Origin of the sequence: Larkinella sp. VNQ87 (assembly GCF_049445795.1) — a bacterium.
Lineage (GTDB): Bacteria > Bacteroidota > Bacteroidia > Cytophagales > Spirosomataceae > Larkinella.
This window is the reverse complement of the sequence record NZ_JBMSDT010000012.1, coordinates 86,197-101,238: the sequence shown is the minus strand read 5'-3', so window position 1 is coordinate 101,238 and position 15,042 is coordinate 86,197. Positions and strand designations below refer to the sequence as shown.

Genomic DNA, 15,042 nt, shown 5'->3' with positions numbered 1-15,042 from the left:
TATGTTAGGAGTTAGTGAATAGATAATAGATATAAACTATAACTGACGGTCGGGAAAAAGGTTTTCTTCGAATGCCTGCAAAACCATGCCCGATGTAGCGGAAAATTAATCGCTGGCAGGCAGAATCCGACCCGTTGGCGTTGAGGCAACCCGTAACCAGAAGTTACACAAATCTTCCACCACCGACTGGTAATCGTTGAACGAAGCCGGTTTCCGGACATACGAATTTGCCCCCAATTCGTAGGCGCGATCGATGTCAGTTTGGGCGTTCGACGTACTGAAAATCAACACAGGCATCAAATTGTAGCGCGGGTCGGACCGGAGTTTCTGCAACACGTCAAAACCGCTCATTAGGGGCATGTTTAGGTCTAGCAGCACAAAAACCGGCAGAACCTTAGCTGCTTCCAGCCGCTTCAGCAGATCCATTCCACTGGAAACCAGCAATACATTCTCCTCGTTCAAACACAACTTAAAGGCTTCCTGGATTAAAAACAAATCATCATCGTCGTCATCAACGACGGCTATAACAGGTTTGGTAGTCATAAGTTGAGTGGCTGAAAACCATCTATGGAATTCGTAACGGTTTTGGCAAATCAGTGCGGCTGTTGGCGGTTGTTCCGATTGGAGAATGATTGGGGTGATATGATATCTTCGGCTTTGATGGCAGGCAGGGCCACCCGTTTCTTCCAGTACGAACAGAATGGCGCCATGGCGGTATTCCAGTCGGAGGGTTTTGGCATGTAACAGGTAGCACCCAATTGATAAGCTTGCTTTACGCGTTCGGGATCATCTCCCTGACCGAAAATGATTACCGGAATACGTCGAAGTACAGGATGGTGTTTGAGCAAGGCAAGGATGGATTCGGGCTGGCAGGCGTCCTGGTCCAGCATAATCAGAGTTGGCACAAACATGGCGTCGGCCAGCCCTTTCTGAAAATACGCGCGAAGGGTTGCGTCCTCGTTACTAAAAAAATGCCGGTAGGATACACCGTGAGAACGAAACGCGTGCTCCAGCGACTGCTGTTCTTGGGTATCGGAGCCAATAATCAGGATGGATAATGGGCCAGTCATGGTCTCAGAAAATGAATAACAACAAATGCCAACTTTCAAAATTAAAACTAGCTTATGGGGAAAAAGTTAGCGAAAGTTGGTAAAGTTTTCGTCATTTTCTGTTGGTTAATTATCCTAAACGCCTGATAATTAAACTGTTAACAAGGTTGAAAAAAGCGGACGGTTTGAGGGTTCGCCAATTATCAATTTCATCCAGCGTGCCACCAAAATTCATGTAGTAATCAAGGTGGTAGCGTTTCCACTCGCTCTCGACAAAATCCCGAAAGTTGACAGCCGCGATCCAACCGTCTTCGACATCCTCAAACCATTCTTCGTAATAACTGTCATCCGAACCGTGAAAGTTCAATATATTCTCGCCTACTAGGATAAACTTATTGATGTGCTCGTTCACCAGCGGATCGATTACCTGCCGTTTCAGGTACATGATGTCGTTGTGCAACGTGTCGTTCCATTCGCCAAATAACTCAATCACGGCAAACCGGTTTTCGTAATCAACGAACAGAATTTTGCAGTATAGTGTCTCCGAACCAATTTCATCCCAAAGCGGGTGGATGTAATAGCCGTAAATGGTGTTCGTGTATTGGTTCATGTTGTAAACGCGGCCGTAGAACGGCGATTGCGGATCGTCCGTCGCGCTATACCATTTCTCCCAGTTGTAAAAAGGCTCAATCTCGTGCATGACGCTCCGGCGGTTTAGGCTTCGCCGGTTATCACAAAGATAACAAAACTATCCCGGACGAACCGTAGCCAGGAGGGGCCGTCCGATAACGAAAAAGTCCAGTAGCTAAGCCTCTGGACTTTCTGTCGGAAACGTGTATGGCTGATGAGAAATACTACCTCCATAGCATCCCTCATCGCGTGATGCAAATACCTACGAACGACTGAAGGATTTAGATTGCCAGAATTGAAAAAAAACAAAAAAATTATCGTGCAGATGATTTTTTTACATAACAGGTTGTATATCAGTGGGTTTTCTAAGTGAGATTTTTAATCAGAAAGCCAAAAAAATGAAGACACACTACGGTTTTGCGCTGAAACCGAAGAATACCGCCTGATTTTTTTTGCTGATTCAACGAAAAACGATCAATAGGTCTTGGTCATATCCGCCGGAATTTGCAGGATAAAACTAGCCAGATTTTCGTTGGCTTTATCGGGTTTGGCGGTGTCGGGTACTTCAACCGATGCAATGGTTACAATTTTCAAGTCAGGTTGTTTTTGGCGCAGGTACCAGATTATGCCCTCAAAATTGTTGGAGTGGTACGAACCGTTGTAATGCAGGAAGGTGGTGCCGGGTTTGCGGTTTTGCAGAATAAAATGAGCCATTGTCGCGTCTTTAATGGCCTGGGCGCGGGCGAAATTCGCACCTTGTTCGGGAGCGGTTTTGGCGTTGTCGCCGTGCATCATGTCGAGCATGGCCTTATAACCCGGTAAGGTCAGATCAACAGTCAGGGGGAGGGGCGCTATCCACGCCTTTTGAGCGGTTGGGAGGGTGTCGAGGGCCGCCAGTCCCTGCCGGGCGACAGTGCTGGCATACCGACGCGGCACGTTGGTCGCTACCATCGGAATTTTATTATCCCGCGCAAAATCAACCAGCGGGCGGTAGTCGGTTTTGTAATTATTCCAGAGCCTGGCCTGTTTCGCAAATTCCTTGTCCGAGGTTTTTCCGGCTACATAATCCGACAAAGCCGCCTGATTATCGGCTTCGAACATCTCCGCGCCCAGCAACAGTTGGGTCTTTTTTTCGGCGTACAAATCTTTCGTAAGTTGCAGTTCCAGCCAGTGGCAGATCGGGTTGTTATGCAACTCGCCGAAAAAGACTACGTCGGCATCATTGGCCTCTTTCAGTACTTTCTGGTAATTGACGGCTTTAAGTTTCTGGGAATAAAACTGATATGCCGGTTTGTCACTGGCAAAAGCTAGGCAGGCTGCAGCCAGCAGAAGGAAATATCTCATCGGAATTTGCTTATTTAGACGCAATATAAACAAGGATTCCGGTTTTAGAGGTGAAAAATGTTATTACACAGGGTTAATCAGAGGTTATCAGGGAAATCTCTGATTAACTCTGATAACCTCTGATTAACCCTGTGTAACAATCTTAAAAAACTACAACTCCCGAATCCAAATATTCCGGAAGCCGACCGGGTTGCCGTGGTCCTGGAGCAGCAGCGGCCCTTTGCCGTGCGGCTGAATTTTCGGATAGCCAATGTATTCCGTTGTGCCTTTGATGCGGGTGTCATACTGGACCAGGACCCCATTCAGAAGCACTGTCACCTTGCCCTGTTCGAGCATCATACCGTCTTTGTTAAACCGGGGTGCATAATAGATGATGTCGTAGGTCTGCCATTCGCCCGGTTTTCGGCTGGGATTGACCAGCGGAATGGCCTGTTTGTAAATCGAGCCGACCATCCCGTTCGAGTACGTCGGGTTGTTGTAGCCGTCGAGCACCTGAAGTTCGTAACGACCCTGTAGGAAAATACCACTATTGCCACGTCCCTGGCCCTGGCCTTCAATTTTGTCGGGCGTCCGGAATTCAATGTGAAGCTGGAAATCCTGAAACTCCTGCTTGGTGCGCAGGGAGGCCCCTTTGGCAGAGTACATGGCCCCGTCGCGGATCGGCCAGGGGTTTGAACCTTCCGTGACGCCACTCCAGTTGGCTTCGCTGTACCCTTTCACCGATACCCATTTGCTGCCGTCTTTGCCGTCGAACAATACAATGGCATCCGAAGGGGCCGTGGTGCCGGAAGCTGCGCCGGGCGACAATTCGCCGGGTGTAACTACGCGCGGAACCGGTTCCCAGATTTCAGACGATTCCGGATTTTGCTGCCGTTTTTCCTGGGCGACTGCCAGTTGCGCCAGAAACGTCAATAAGGCAATGGCTAGTGTACGTTTTTTCATTCGAAAAATTGGATTGTATGAACAATGAGTTGCACGAAAATACCGCCTTCAAAGATAGCCGAAATCTCAACGCTTTGACGTTTTTGCGCCCGGCGACAGGCTATTTTCTTTATCCGTTCCGCCAATCCTTGTAAAGAGCTGAGAAACATCCAACTCGGCAGGATTATTTCATCTTGGAAGGACAAAATCAAATGCCGGAATTGTATAATTGTGTAAGTTAAAGCCTATTTTATAAAAAAATTTAAAAAATGGGTAACTTTCGGCTTCAATTAAACCTATAATTCTCATTTTCCATGAACACAACGTTCACCCGTTTGGTGTGGGGCGTCGGCTGGATTTGTAGCGCCGGGCTGGCTTTTGCGCAGCCTAAAGCAGATCAGCCAACGGCTCTGCCACTCAACGATTTAAGTGCTTTTCAGAAACCCGGGAACAACTGGCGGATCGTCGGGGATGTGGCGGCCAACCTATCGCAGAACACCGTGCTGACCAGTACGAAAGGAACCGGTATTTTGGCCAATTTACCCGCTAAAGACGGGAACATCGATCTGGTATCGAATTTTCAACACGGGGATGTGGACCTGGATTTGGATTTTTTGATCGCGAAAGGGTCCAATTCCGGAATTTATCTGCAAGGACGTTACGAAGTACAGTTGCTCGATAGTTGGGGTGTTAAAGCACCAAAAGCGGGCGACAATGGAGGAATTTATGAGCGCTGGGATGACAGCCGCCCGGAGGGACAGAAAGGCTACGAAGGTCATCCGCCCCGCCAGAATGCCAGCCGGGCACCCGGTTTGTGGCAACACCTGAAAATCTCGTTCCAGGCCCCCCGTTTCGACGCCAGCGGCAAGAAAATTGAGAACGCCCGCATGCTGCTCGTCGAATTGAACGGCGTTGCGATTCACGAAAACGTGGAACTCTCAGGACCGACGCGGGGTGCACTCGGCAACAACGAGGTAGCGATGGGGCCGCTGCGGATTCAGGGCGACCACGGACCGGTGGCTATCCGGAATATTGTCATTAAAAACTACGACAAACCGCGCCCCGAACTGACGAACCTAAAGTACACCGTGTACAAAGGACGGTTTGATAAGGAGCCGGATTTCAGCAAATTACCGCCCGAAGCTGAAGGTTCGTCGGTGCTGCTGACGGCCAACGTCACCCGGATTCCGAACGACTTTCTGATTCGGTACACCGGCACGCTGCGGGTTAAAGAACCGGGCGAATACGCTTTCAACCTGGGCGCAGCCGGGGGCGGTGGTATGATGAAAATCAACAACCAGGTGGTGATTGCGCCGGGCGACCGGCGGCAACGCGGCACGGTTTCGCTGCCAGCCGGTGAGGTGCCGTTCGAACTGCTGTATGCCAAAATGGAAGACTGGGCCAAACCGTCGATCGGGCTGGCTGTAACCGGTCCCGGTATCCGCGAATACATCATCAGCGATCCGGGCAGTGCCGCCACCGGCGACCCAGTCGACCCAATCCTGGTCAATGCAACCGCAAATACGGTTTTGCGCAGTTTTATGGACATGCCGGGCTACAAAAACGCCCAGGGCCGGACGTTGCGCGTCGTTCACGCCGTATCGGTGGGCAGCCCGGAGCAGGTGCATTACACCTACGACATGGACAACGGGACGCTCGTGCAGGTTTGGCGCGGACAGTTTCTGGACGCAACACCGATGTGGCACGAGCGGGGCGATGGCTCTTCGCGGCCCGTCGGCATGGTGCAGCGCTTAGGCACGCCGATGCTCGGACTTGCAAAACTGGCTTCTCCGCAAGCCGCCTGGGTGTCGGACACGACCGGGACCGGTTTTCGGACGCGGGGTTATGTGCTGGACGAAAGTGACCGCCCGACGTTCCGGTATCAGGTGTACGGTGCCACGGTCAGCGATGCCATCCGGGTGTTGGAAAACGGGCAGGGCGTTCGGCGTGAAATGACCGTGCAGAACCCGTCGGCGGATCTGTACGCACGTCTGGCGGAAGGTGCTACGATTGCAGCTTTGGAAAATGGCATGTATCTCGTAGACGGCAAGGCGTATTACGTCCGGGTCGATGACGCCGGAGGAGCTACCCCGGCTGTGCGCAAAGTGGGCGACCGGCAGGAGTTGATTGTGCCGGTGAAAGGAAAATTGAGTTACTCCATTTTGTTTTAAAATCGATGAAACGAATTCATACATCCCTATTTCGTCGGGCGGCCCTGAGCGCGTTGGTATCGGCGGCCGTTTGTTCGGCGGGTTGGGCGCAGGAGTCGCCCAAGGAAGAAGATTTTTATAAAATCCTGAAGGTGTCGGCACCGGAAGGAACGCTGCTGGAAGTGGGTGGTCTGACGGTTCTGCCCAACGGCGACCTGGGCGTGGCCACGCGCCGGGGCGATGTCTGGATTGTGGAAAACCCGACAAGCCGCCGGCCGTTTTTCCGGAAATTTGCCTCTGGTTTGCACGAAGTGCTGGGGTTGGCCTACAAAGACGGTGCCCTCTATTGCGCCCAGCGCGGTGAATTGACCAAACTGGTCGATTCCAACAAAGACGGGAAAGCCGACATTTTGGAAACCGTAACCAACATCCCGGTTTCGGGGCACTACCACGAATACACGTTTGGACCGAAACTCGCCCCCGACGGTTCGTTTTTCATCTCGGGCAACGTAGCCTTCGGCGATGAGAAATGGTGGGCGGGCGAAAGCCGGGTACCCTGGCGGGGCTGGATCATGCACATCACCAAAGACGGCCAGATCGAACCCTGGGCAACGGGCGTTCGGTCGCCAGCCGGTTTGGGCATGATCGACGGCGAACTGTTTTACACCGACAACCAGGGCGACTGGATTGGTTCCGGGGGCGTCTGGCACGTCAAGAAAGGCGCTTTTATGGGCCACCCGGCCGGTTTGCGTTGGAGCGGTGACCCGAAGTCGCCGGTAAAACTGACGCAGGAGCAATTGTACGCCCGCATCAACCCGCGCGACAACCGCGACGAGCGGGGCAGGGCCATCAAACCGGAAAACGTCGTCGACGAGAAATTCGTGACCTTGTTCGAAATGAAGAAGGAGTTTCCGGAAATTCAGTTGCCGGTTGTGTGGTTGCCCCACGGGATTCAGGGCATCTCGAACTCCGAGATCGTGAAAATTCCGGAAGGATCGTTCGGGCCGTTCCAGGGCCAGTTGCTGGTGGGTGATCAGGGCCAGAGCAAGATTACGCGGGTGTTCATGGAAAAAGTGAACGGCGAGTTTCAGGGTGCTTCGTTCGATTTCCGGAGCGGTTTTCGCTCGGGTGTGCTGCGGATGGCCTGGGCCAAAGACGGTTCGCTGTTCGTGGGCGAAACCAACCGGGGCTGGGGCTCGGCGGGGGAAGCCGACGAAGGGCTGCAACGCCTGACCTGGAACAACGTCATGCCGTTTGAAATGCGCGCGGTGCGGGCGATGCCCGACGGTTTTGAAATCGAGTTTACGATGCCCGTCGACCGCAAATCAGCCGAAGATCTGGCGTCGTACTCGGTCGAAAGCTTCATTTACAAGTACCACCCGGTGTATGGTAGCCCGACGGTCAATAAGGAAACGCACGCCGTGAAAGGTGTGAAAGTGTCGGCGGATGGCCTGAAGGCCCGCGTGATTGTCGACAACCTGCGGCAGTATTACATCCATAACCTGACGCTGGACGGCGTCCGGGCGGCCGAAGGTTCGTATTCACTCGTGCATCCGACGGCGTATTACACGCTGAACAACATTCCGGAAGGGCAGAAACTGGCGATGAATGAGGTGAGCACCACTAATTCGGCGGCCGCCAAAGTGGCCCCGGCCGCTGCCACCTCAACCGCTCCGGGCAAGAAAACCGCCCCCACCAAAGCCGGGGTAAAAGCCGGTGCGAAAACGACCGCAGCGCCCTCGGCCAAAACCGGAACGCTGGTGGCCAAAGCACCGACGTACGACGAAGTAAAACCGCTGCTGAACCGCCACACCTGCTCGGCCTGCCACAATGCCGAAAAACGGCAGGTGGGTCCGGCGTTTGCCGATGTGGCCAAACGCGGCTATTCCAATGAAAAAATCGTCGAGCTGATTTACAATCCGAAACCGCAGAACTGGCCGGATTATTCGACCGAGATGCCGCCCATGCCGCAGGTTCCGAAAGCCGACGCGCTGAAAATTGCCGCCTGGATCAATTCACTCGCTAACGGAAAAACCGCTTCGTCTGCCACCAAAAACGCCGACGAACCCTGAGGGAGTAAAGGAGTTAAGAATTAAAAGTTAAGAGTTAAAAGTAAAGGGGGGTTGGAGGGTTGAGACGGCTGGATGGTTACGGGATAATCATTCGGCTGTTTCAGCCCTCCAACCATTTCAGCCATCCAATAACCAACCATCTAGCATCCAAACCATCCAGTATCTAGCTACTCATTTTTCGTTTTTGCAAACACCAGCAGGCTGTTGGCGGGGAGGGTGATGCGGGCGGAGGTGGGTTGTCCGGCCCGGGCGGGGCCGTTGGCGATGATGCCGCCCGGATTGCCGACGGCGTTGGGGTTGTAGGCCGTGCCGGAAGGCAGGCTGTCGTAGGCGTCGCTGTTAAAGACTTCGTGCCAGAAACCGCCTACGGGGAGGGGGAGCGGGTAGTTCCAGCGGGTATCTTCGGCCAGCGAAACGACGACGATCACATCCTGACCTATTCCCTCTACCCAGCGTTGAAACGCCAGTACCCGGTCCTGGTTGTGGTTGAAGTACGGATTCAGCCCTTCACCCTGCAGGGCCGGATACCGACGACGCAGCCAGCATAATTCACGAACAAACTTCAGAAAATCGCGCATCGGTCCCGGTTGCTGAAGACCGTCCCAGTAAATGAAAAATTCATTCCGTTTCGGATCGTTGTGCCAGGGTTTGTCTTCCAGAAATTCCTGCCCCATAAACAGCATCGGAATACCGGGGGCCGTGAGCACCAACCCGGTGGCTACCCGCGCCCGGCTGCGGGCATACCAACTGTGAGCGTTGCTGGGGTCGGCCAGCTTCGGAATGCGCGGCAAAATTTCGTGCTGCTGCTCGATGGGCCGGTCGGCGTCGACCAGATCGTGGTTTTCGATATGCACCACGGATTGCCAGGTTGCCGGGAAGGCGACCGGTTTTTTTAATTTATTGCGCAAGGTGTCAAGGTGAATGGGGGCGGTTTTCCCGCCACTGGCGCTCTGAATCACATCGCGGATGGCGTAACGCAGGCCGTCGTCGAGGGCCGCATCAAAACCCAAACCGTCGGGAACCGGCAGCACCGCGCTGGCACGGTCCCAGTCCCAATACTCGGCAATCTGGATGGCCGTGGGCTTGTGGAAGCGGAGCGTATCAGTCAGTTCGCGGCAGAATGTCCGCCCGCCGTTGTTGGTGATCACCCGCACCTCGTCGTACCGAAAACCGTCGACGTGAAATTCATCCAGAAAATACCGGGTGTTGTCGGTAATGAACGCGCGCACCTCGGGTTTTGTGTAATCAAAAATGCGGCCACCCGCCCAGCCAGGACCACCGATGAAATACTGATCCGAGTCCCACCAGTTCTGGCTGGCGGGTTGATCGAAAAACCGCATGCTTTCTTCGTCCATCGGGCCACCCGCGTGGTTGTAGACTACATCCAGAATAACCGCAATGCCGTACAAATGGAACAGATCGATCATTGCCTTAAGCTGATTGCTCTGGCTGAACAAGTCTTTGGCCTGGAGTTCGGGCTGGCCTTTTTTGGCAAGCAATTCATTAACCCGGTTGAGGTAAGGGCCGATGCGGTTGGGGGCCACGCAGTAGTCCATTTCGGGCGAGAAAAAGTCGGTATTGTTATACCCCCGGCTGTATTGCAGGTGCGCCTTGTCTTTTTCGCCCCAATCCTGAATCGGCAGCGGCTGCACGGCGTTGATGCCCAACTCGGCCAGGTATTCGATCCGGTCGATTACATCCAGAAACTTGCCGAATCGGGCGTCGGCGGGGCCGTCTGACGCGTAAAAGACGCCGACGTGGAACTGGTAAATGATGAGTTCGTGAAAGGCCGGGGGTCGAAAACCGCCATCATGCCACGGATAATCGTTTGCCCCGCGCGCGATGCAATCGACTTCCGGATAGCCAAACAGTTCGAGTTCGCGGGCGCGCGGATCGCGTTTGTAGTCGGCCCCGCCCGGGCCTTCTATCCAGAAGCGGTACAGCGTGCCGTCGACCACACCCGGAAAGAACCCCGTCCAGTAGTCGCCCCGGCGCAGGAGCCGGTTTTCGTCCGTGGGCACCCAGTCGCTGGTAGAACCTGGATCGTACAGAACCACGTGGACGGCCAAAGCTCCCGGCGCCCAGGTTTTGAAGGTAGCCCCACCGTCGATGAGCTGTACGCCGAGCGGGGTTGAATCGGAGATAAAGGTCTGGGAAGCAGGCATGGCGAAGGCGCTTGGTTGAAATGACGCTCCCCCAAATTACGGTCCGTCGGCCTATTTCTGAAGACCTTGTTCGTAAACGGCAACGGCTATTTTGTGACCGTATAAACAGCAAGCAGCCCGGCCGGTTGGTCGGGCTGCTTGTTCCGGGGTATTGGCCAACCGCTAGATCGTACGTCTGCGGGCCGCTCCGGCGGTTTTTCTTCAGTTGGTACCGCCCGTTGGTTTGACCGGGATCGAGATGGAAGTCTGGTCCCAGGCGATGGTAACGTCTGATTCGGTGGGCGTAATGGTCAGTTTTTCCACCACGGCCGGAGTCGTTTTGGCGGGAACTTTGATCTGAGCAACGTCCAGTTTTTTCAGTTCAGCCCCTTTCACCGGGTCGATGTAGTCATAGGCACCCCATTGGCCTAGTTTGCTGTTCAGGATCACGGTCCATTCTTTTTCATCGGGAATGGTAAAAAGGGTATAGGTCCCGGCTTTCACCATTTTGTTCCCAAACATCACGTCTTTGGTAAACGAAATTTCGGTTGCCTCGTCTGCACCGGTCCGCCAGACTTTGCCGTATTTCTCCAGGCCATTGGGGCCAAAGATCACCCGTCCGCGTTTGGAAGGCTGGCCGTACACCACTTTAATGGTTTTGCCGGGGCTTTCAACTTTGAGGTGTGGGCTTTTGTTCTGCGCAAACATCAGCGAGGAGGTGGCTGTCACCAGCACGGCAATCATAAATAACAATCCCTTTTTCATAGGTATCAGAAGGTTGTTTGGTGAATGATTCGTCACAAAGAAAACAAAACTTAGATCAAATTAACAGTACAGGGGTTTAAACGGCCCATAAAATTAGTTGAACGACGGTCTGAAATAGTACAATTGAATACCGGGACGATACCATCGACGTGGTCTTGCCTACGCTCTTTCAGCGTTCCTTCGGATTTGATTTTCCCATTGTCGCTGAACCCCTTACCTTTGCGCATCGTTTCCGAATTTCTATGCCGTTGATTTCCCCGTCGGATTACCGTTCTCCCGCACATCTGTGGAATGGCCACCTGCAAACCATCGTGCCCGCGCTGTTTCGGAAAGTGGACGTTCCCTACGTCCGTGAGCGCATCGAAACCCCCGACGACGATTTCCTCGACCTCGACTGGAGCTTTTCGGGAGTTAAGAGTTTAGAGTTAAGAGTTAAGACCGGGCCGCCGGGCGGTTTAGAGTTAGATGCCGAACTACTGAGCGGATTTGGTTCTGAAAAACTCTTAACCGCCCGGCGGCCCGGTCTTAACTCTAAATTCTTAACTATCCTTTCCCACGGCCTGGAGGGGGATTCACGGCGGCAGTATCTGGCGGGGATGGTGCGGCATCTGACGGCCAACGGCTTCGACTGCCTGGCCTGGCATTACCGGAGTTGCAGCGGGGAAATGAACCGCCAGACCCGGTTTTATCATCTGGGCGAAACGACGGATTTGCAATTGGTGATCGACTATGCTCTGCAGAAAGGGTACGAGCGAATTAATCTGCTGGGATTCAGCGCCGGAGGAAATATTACGCTCAAGTACCTGGGCGAACAGGGCCAGGCGATTCATCCGGCGATTCAACGAGCCGTGGTGTTTTCGGTGCCGCTGCATCTGACGACTGCGTCGCGCCGACTGGAAGCCTGGGACAGCCAGATTTACAACAAGCGCTTCAACCGGACCCTGAAACGAAAAGTTTTTGAGAAAGCAGCCTTAATACCGGGCACGATCCAGACGGAGGGATTGCAAAAAGTGCGAACTTTGCGGGAGTTTGACAACCTGTTCACCGCGCGTTTACACGGTTTTCGGGATGCCGAGGATTATTACGAGAAAAGCAGTTCGTTGCAGTACCTCGACAAGATTGCCGTTCCGACGCTGGTGGTCAACGCCAAAAACGATCCTTTTTTGTCGCGCGAGTGTTTTCCGGAAGAACTGGCCCGCCAACTTCCCCACGTCTGGATGGAATTTCCGGCCGAGGGCGGTCATTGCGGTTTTACACCGGTCGGGCGTAACAAAACCGTCTACTGGTCGGAGCAGCGGGCGTTGCGGTTTTTAAGAGAAGAATGAACGATGAGCCGGGAGGAACACATTGATTATTGGCGCCGACAGGCACTCGATGACTGGGAAACCGTTGAGGTGCTTTATCGCGGTAAAAAATATTTGCAATCGTTGTTTTGGCTTCATCTTACTATTGAAAAGTTATGCAAAGCTGTATGGATAGCGAACAATAAGGATACCGTACCGCCCCGCATTCACAACTTACTGCGATTGCTGAATAACTCGAACGTCCGTGCAACGGAAGAGCATACGATTCTGATGGTGGAGCTAAATCGCTTTCAACTGGAAGGGAGGTATCCCAATTATATTGCTGATTTGCAAACTACCATTACATCAGAACTGGTTGTCGATTACATGATGAGGTCAAAATCGTTAAAAGAATGGTTACTCAGTCAATTGCCATCGAATTGATAAAAAAATACATCCTGGTTTGTCAGGATCGTCAGATTCGGATCAACAAAGCCGTTTTGTTCGGGTCTGTTGCTAAAGGAGTGGCCCGGCCGGAATCGGATATTGATGTTTTGCTGGTTTCCGATCAGTTTACGCATGATTCCGTCCAGAACTGGCGTATGTTGGCTCCCGTAACAGCGCAATTTGTTGATATCGAGCCACATCCATATCCGACCGATTTGTATTCAAAAAAAGATCCTTTCATTCAGGAAGTTGAGCGCACAGGCATTGAAATCAATGCCTGAGTGCTCTTTTATTTGCTCAATATGTTAACCAAAACGCTCGAACAGACGTATTTCGTCATCGATTTCGACAGCACCTTCACCAAGGTCGAGGCTTTGGATGTGCTGGGGGAAATCTCACTGGCTGGTCACCGCGATCGCGAAGCCATTCTCGAACAAATCAAGATCATCACCGACCGGGGCATGTCGGGGGAATTGTCGCTGGCGCAATCCATCGAGATGCGGCTGCAACTGCTGAACGCCCACCGCGATCACCTGCCCGCGCTGATCGAAACGCTGAAAAGTCAGATTTCGGACTCGTTTCAGCGAAACCGGGATTTTCTGACCGAACACGCCGATCAGATATTTATCGTGTCGAGCGGTTTCAAAGAGTTTATCGTACCGATTGTTACCTCGCTGGGCATCAAGGAAGAAAATGTATTTGCTAATACGTTTGTCTATGATGCCGACGGCAATATTGTTGGCTGTGATTGTGAAAATCCGCTGTCAACGGATAAGGGCAAAGTAAAACTGATGCGGAACCTAAAGCTGGATGGCGACATTTACGTGATAGGCGACGGCTACACCGACTACGAAATTCGGGAGTCGGGACTGGCCAACCGGTTTTACGCCTTTACCGAAAATGTTATGCGCCCCAAAGTCATTGAAAAAGCCGACCACGTAGCCCCCTCATTGGACGAGTTCCTGTACCACAACAAACTGAGTCGCAGCCAGTCGTATCCGAAAAGCCGCATCAAGGTGCTGCTGCTGGAAAACGTTCATCCCGTGGCGGTGCATCTGTTTGAGAGCGAAGGGTTTAACGTCGAGATTCTAAAAGGGGCGCTGGATGAGGACGAGCTGATCGAGAAAATCCGGGATGTGTCGATTCTGGGGATTCGTTCGAAAACCCAGGTCACGGGCCGGGTGCTTGAACACGCCAATAAGCTGATGTGCATCGGCGCGTTCTGCATCGGCACGAACCAGATTGACCTGAAAACCTGTACCGAAAAAGGCATTGCGGTTTTCAACGCGCCGTACAGCAACACCCGTTCGGTGGTCGAACTGGCCATCGGTGAAATCATCATGCTGGTGCGGAATATCGTGCCGAAAAGCAACAAGATGCACGAGGGCATTTGGGATAAATCGGCCAAGAACAGCTTCGAAGTCCGGGGGAAAAAGCTGGGGTTGATCGGTTACGGCAACATCGGCACGCAACTGTCGGTCGTGGCTGAAGCACTCGGGATGGAAGTGTACTTCTACGACATTGTCGATAAACTGGCGCTGGGCAATGCCCGGAAATGCAAAACGCTGGACGAGTTGCTGGTAATTTCGGATTTTATCAGCCTGCACACCGACGGTCGGGCCAGCAACAAAAACCTGATTGGCGCCCGGGAGTTTGGCCTGATGAAAGAAGGCGTGATCTTCCTGAACCTGTCGCGGGGCCACATCGTCGATGTTTCGGCGCTGGTCGAAGCCGTGAAGAGCGGCAAGGTAGCCGGTGTAGGTATTGATGTGTTTCCGTACGAGCCGAAAACCAATAACGAGGAGTTTATCAACGAGTTGCGCGGATTGCCGAACGTGATTTTGACTCCACACATCGGCGGCAGCACGGAGGAAGCCCAGGAGAACATCGGTAATTTTGTGCCCGGAAAACTGCTTGAGTACATCAACAACGGCAGCACGTACGGCAGTGTCAATTTCCCCGAACTGCAATTGCCGCTGCTAAAAGATTCGCACCGGTTGCTGCACATTCACGCCAATGTGCCGGGCATCATGGGCAAAATCAACGCCATTTTCGCGAAATACCACATTAATATTCACGGGCAGTACCTGAAAACCACTGAGCAAATTGGTTATGTGATTACAGACATTGCCAAGGATTATTCCGACGAGGTCGTCAACGAACTGCGGCAAATCGACAACACGATCAAGTTCAGATTGTTATACTAATTGTACAACGGAGCGCTGCTCCGTTGAATG

Annotated in this window: 13 protein-coding genes; 6 read left to right on the top strand and 7 right to left on the bottom strand. The window is 52.9% G+C overall.

Going from position 1 to position 15,042, the window contains the following annotated elements; translation table 11 throughout:
• Positions 1-105 precede the first annotated feature (105 nt).
• From ACO2Q8_RS20850 to ACO2Q8_RS20830, 5 genes are all read right to left on the bottom strand, one after another.
• Positions 106-543, bottom strand: coding sequence for a response regulator (locus tag ACO2Q8_RS20850; RefSeq protein WP_423346791.1), 438 nt, complete (start codon positions 541-543; stop codon positions 106-108).
• Positions 544-593: 50 nt separating this feature from the next.
• Positions 594-1,070, bottom strand: a complete 477-nt coding sequence (locus ACO2Q8_RS20845; protein WP_423346790.1) for a hypothetical protein — start codon at positions 1,068-1,070, stop codon at positions 594-596.
• 109 nt (positions 1,071-1,179) lie between these two features.
• On the bottom strand, positions 1,180-1,749 hold the full coding sequence (locus tag ACO2Q8_RS20840; RefSeq protein ID WP_423346789.1) for a hypothetical protein: 570 nt from the start codon (positions 1,747-1,749) through the stop codon (positions 1,180-1,182).
• A gap of 404 nt (positions 1,750-2,153) precedes the next feature.
• Positions 2,154-3,023 carry a ChaN family lipoprotein gene (locus ACO2Q8_RS20835; RefSeq protein WP_423346788.1) on the bottom strand — a complete coding sequence of 290 codons (870 nt, stop codon included), beginning with the start codon at positions 3,021-3,023 and terminating at the stop codon, positions 2,154-2,156.
• 150 nt (positions 3,024-3,173) lie between these two features.
• Entirely contained in the window at positions 3,174-3,965 is a 792-nt protein-coding gene (locus tag ACO2Q8_RS20830; RefSeq protein ID WP_423346787.1) for a 3-keto-disaccharide hydrolase, read from the bottom strand.
• 293 nt (positions 3,966-4,258) lie between these two features.
• Between ACO2Q8_RS20830 and ACO2Q8_RS20825 the strand changes: the two genes are divergently transcribed.
• Together ACO2Q8_RS20825 and ACO2Q8_RS20820 are read left to right on the top strand one after the other, a co-directional pair.
• Positions 4,259-6,115, top strand: coding sequence for a family 16 glycoside hydrolase (locus ACO2Q8_RS20825; protein ID WP_423346786.1), 1,857 nt, complete (start codon positions 4,259-4,261; stop codon positions 6,113-6,115).
• A gap of 5 nt (positions 6,116-6,120) precedes the next feature.
• Entirely contained in the window at positions 6,121-8,166 is a 2,046-nt protein-coding gene (locus ACO2Q8_RS20820) for a hypothetical protein (protein WP_423346785.1), read from the top strand.
• A 167-nt stretch (positions 8,167-8,333) separates the two neighbouring features.
• Here the strand turns inward: ACO2Q8_RS20820 and ACO2Q8_RS20815 are convergent, their stop codons facing one another.
• Both ACO2Q8_RS20815 and ACO2Q8_RS20810 read right to left on the bottom strand, forming a co-directional pair.
• Positions 8,334-10,331 carry an alpha amylase C-terminal domain-containing protein gene (locus ACO2Q8_RS20815; protein WP_423346784.1) on the bottom strand — a complete coding sequence of 666 codons (1,998 nt, stop codon included), beginning with the start codon at positions 10,329-10,331 and terminating at the stop codon, positions 8,334-8,336.
• Positions 10,332-10,532: 201 nt separating this feature from the next.
• Entirely contained in the window at positions 10,533-11,075 is a 543-nt protein-coding gene (locus ACO2Q8_RS20810) for a DUF2911 domain-containing protein (RefSeq protein ID WP_423346783.1), read from the bottom strand.
• 242 nt (positions 11,076-11,317) lie between these two features.
• Between ACO2Q8_RS20810 and ACO2Q8_RS20805 the strand changes: the two genes are divergently transcribed.
• Genes ACO2Q8_RS20805 through serA form a run of 4 tightly spaced genes read left to right on the top strand, consistent with a single transcriptional unit; the run spans position 11,318 to position 15,012 of the window.
• Positions 11,318-12,400, top strand: a complete 1,083-nt coding sequence (locus tag ACO2Q8_RS20805) for a YheT family hydrolase (protein ID WP_423346782.1) — start codon at positions 11,318-11,320, stop codon at positions 12,398-12,400.
• 3 nt (positions 12,401-12,403) lie between these two features.
• Positions 12,404-12,802 carry a HEPN domain-containing protein gene (locus tag ACO2Q8_RS20800; protein WP_423346781.1) on the top strand — a complete coding sequence of 133 codons (399 nt, stop codon included), beginning with the start codon at positions 12,404-12,406 and terminating at the stop codon, positions 12,800-12,802.
• The gene (locus tag ACO2Q8_RS20795; protein ID WP_423346780.1) at positions 12,772-13,086 is read left to right on the top strand and encodes a nucleotidyltransferase domain-containing protein; all 315 of its coding nucleotides are present in this window, start codon (positions 12,772-12,774) and stop codon (positions 13,084-13,086) included. Before ACO2Q8_RS20800 ends, ACO2Q8_RS20795 begins: the two co-directional genes overlap by 31 nt.
• 21 nt (positions 13,087-13,107) lie before the next feature.
• Positions 13,108-15,012: a phosphoglycerate dehydrogenase gene (gene serA / locus ACO2Q8_RS20790; RefSeq protein WP_423346779.1), complete on the top strand. Its 1,905-nt coding sequence runs from the start codon at positions 13,108-13,110 to the stop codon at positions 15,010-15,012.
• The last annotated feature ends 30 nt before the right edge of the window (positions 15,013-15,042 follow it).

Coding starts and splice junctions, on each gene's coding strand:
- ACO2Q8_RS20850 (WP_423346791.1), bottom strand. CDS start 543: ATGACTACCAAACCTGTTATAGCCGTCGTTGATGACGACGATGATGAT.
- ACO2Q8_RS20845 (WP_423346790.1), bottom strand. CDS start 1,070: ATGACTGGCCCATTATCCATCCTGATTATTGGCTCCGATACCCAAGAA.
- ACO2Q8_RS20840 (WP_423346789.1), bottom strand. CDS start 1,749: ATGCACGAGATTGAGCCTTTTTACAACTGGGAGAAATGGTATAGCGCG.
- ACO2Q8_RS20835 (WP_423346788.1), bottom strand. CDS start 3,023: ATGAGATATTTCCTTCTGCTGGCTGCAGCCTGCCTAGCTTTTGCCAGT.
- ACO2Q8_RS20830 (WP_423346787.1), bottom strand. CDS start 3,965: ATGAAAAAACGTACACTAGCCATTGCCTTATTGACGTTTCTGGCGCAA.
- ACO2Q8_RS20825 (WP_423346786.1), top strand. CDS start 4,259: ATGAACACAACGTTCACCCGTTTGGTGTGGGGCGTCGGCTGGATTTGT.
- ACO2Q8_RS20820 (WP_423346785.1), top strand. CDS start 6,121: ATGAAACGAATTCATACATCCCTATTTCGTCGGGCGGCCCTGAGCGCG.
- ACO2Q8_RS20815 (WP_423346784.1), bottom strand. CDS start 10,331: ATGCCTGCTTCCCAGACCTTTATCTCCGATTCAACCCCGCTCGGCGTA.
- ACO2Q8_RS20810 (WP_423346783.1), bottom strand. CDS start 11,075: ATGAAAAAGGGATTGTTATTTATGATTGCCGTGCTGGTGACAGCCACC.
- ACO2Q8_RS20805 (WP_423346782.1), top strand. CDS start 11,318: ATGCCGTTGATTTCCCCGTCGGATTACCGTTCTCCCGCACATCTGTGG.
- ACO2Q8_RS20800 (WP_423346781.1), top strand. CDS start 12,404: ATGAGCCGGGAGGAACACATTGATTATTGGCGCCGACAGGCACTCGAT.
- ACO2Q8_RS20795 (WP_423346780.1), top strand. CDS start 12,772: ATGGTTACTCAGTCAATTGCCATCGAATTGATAAAAAAATACATCCTG.
- serA (WP_423346779.1), top strand. CDS start 13,108: ATGTTAACCAAAACGCTCGAACAGACGTATTTCGTCATCGATTTCGAC.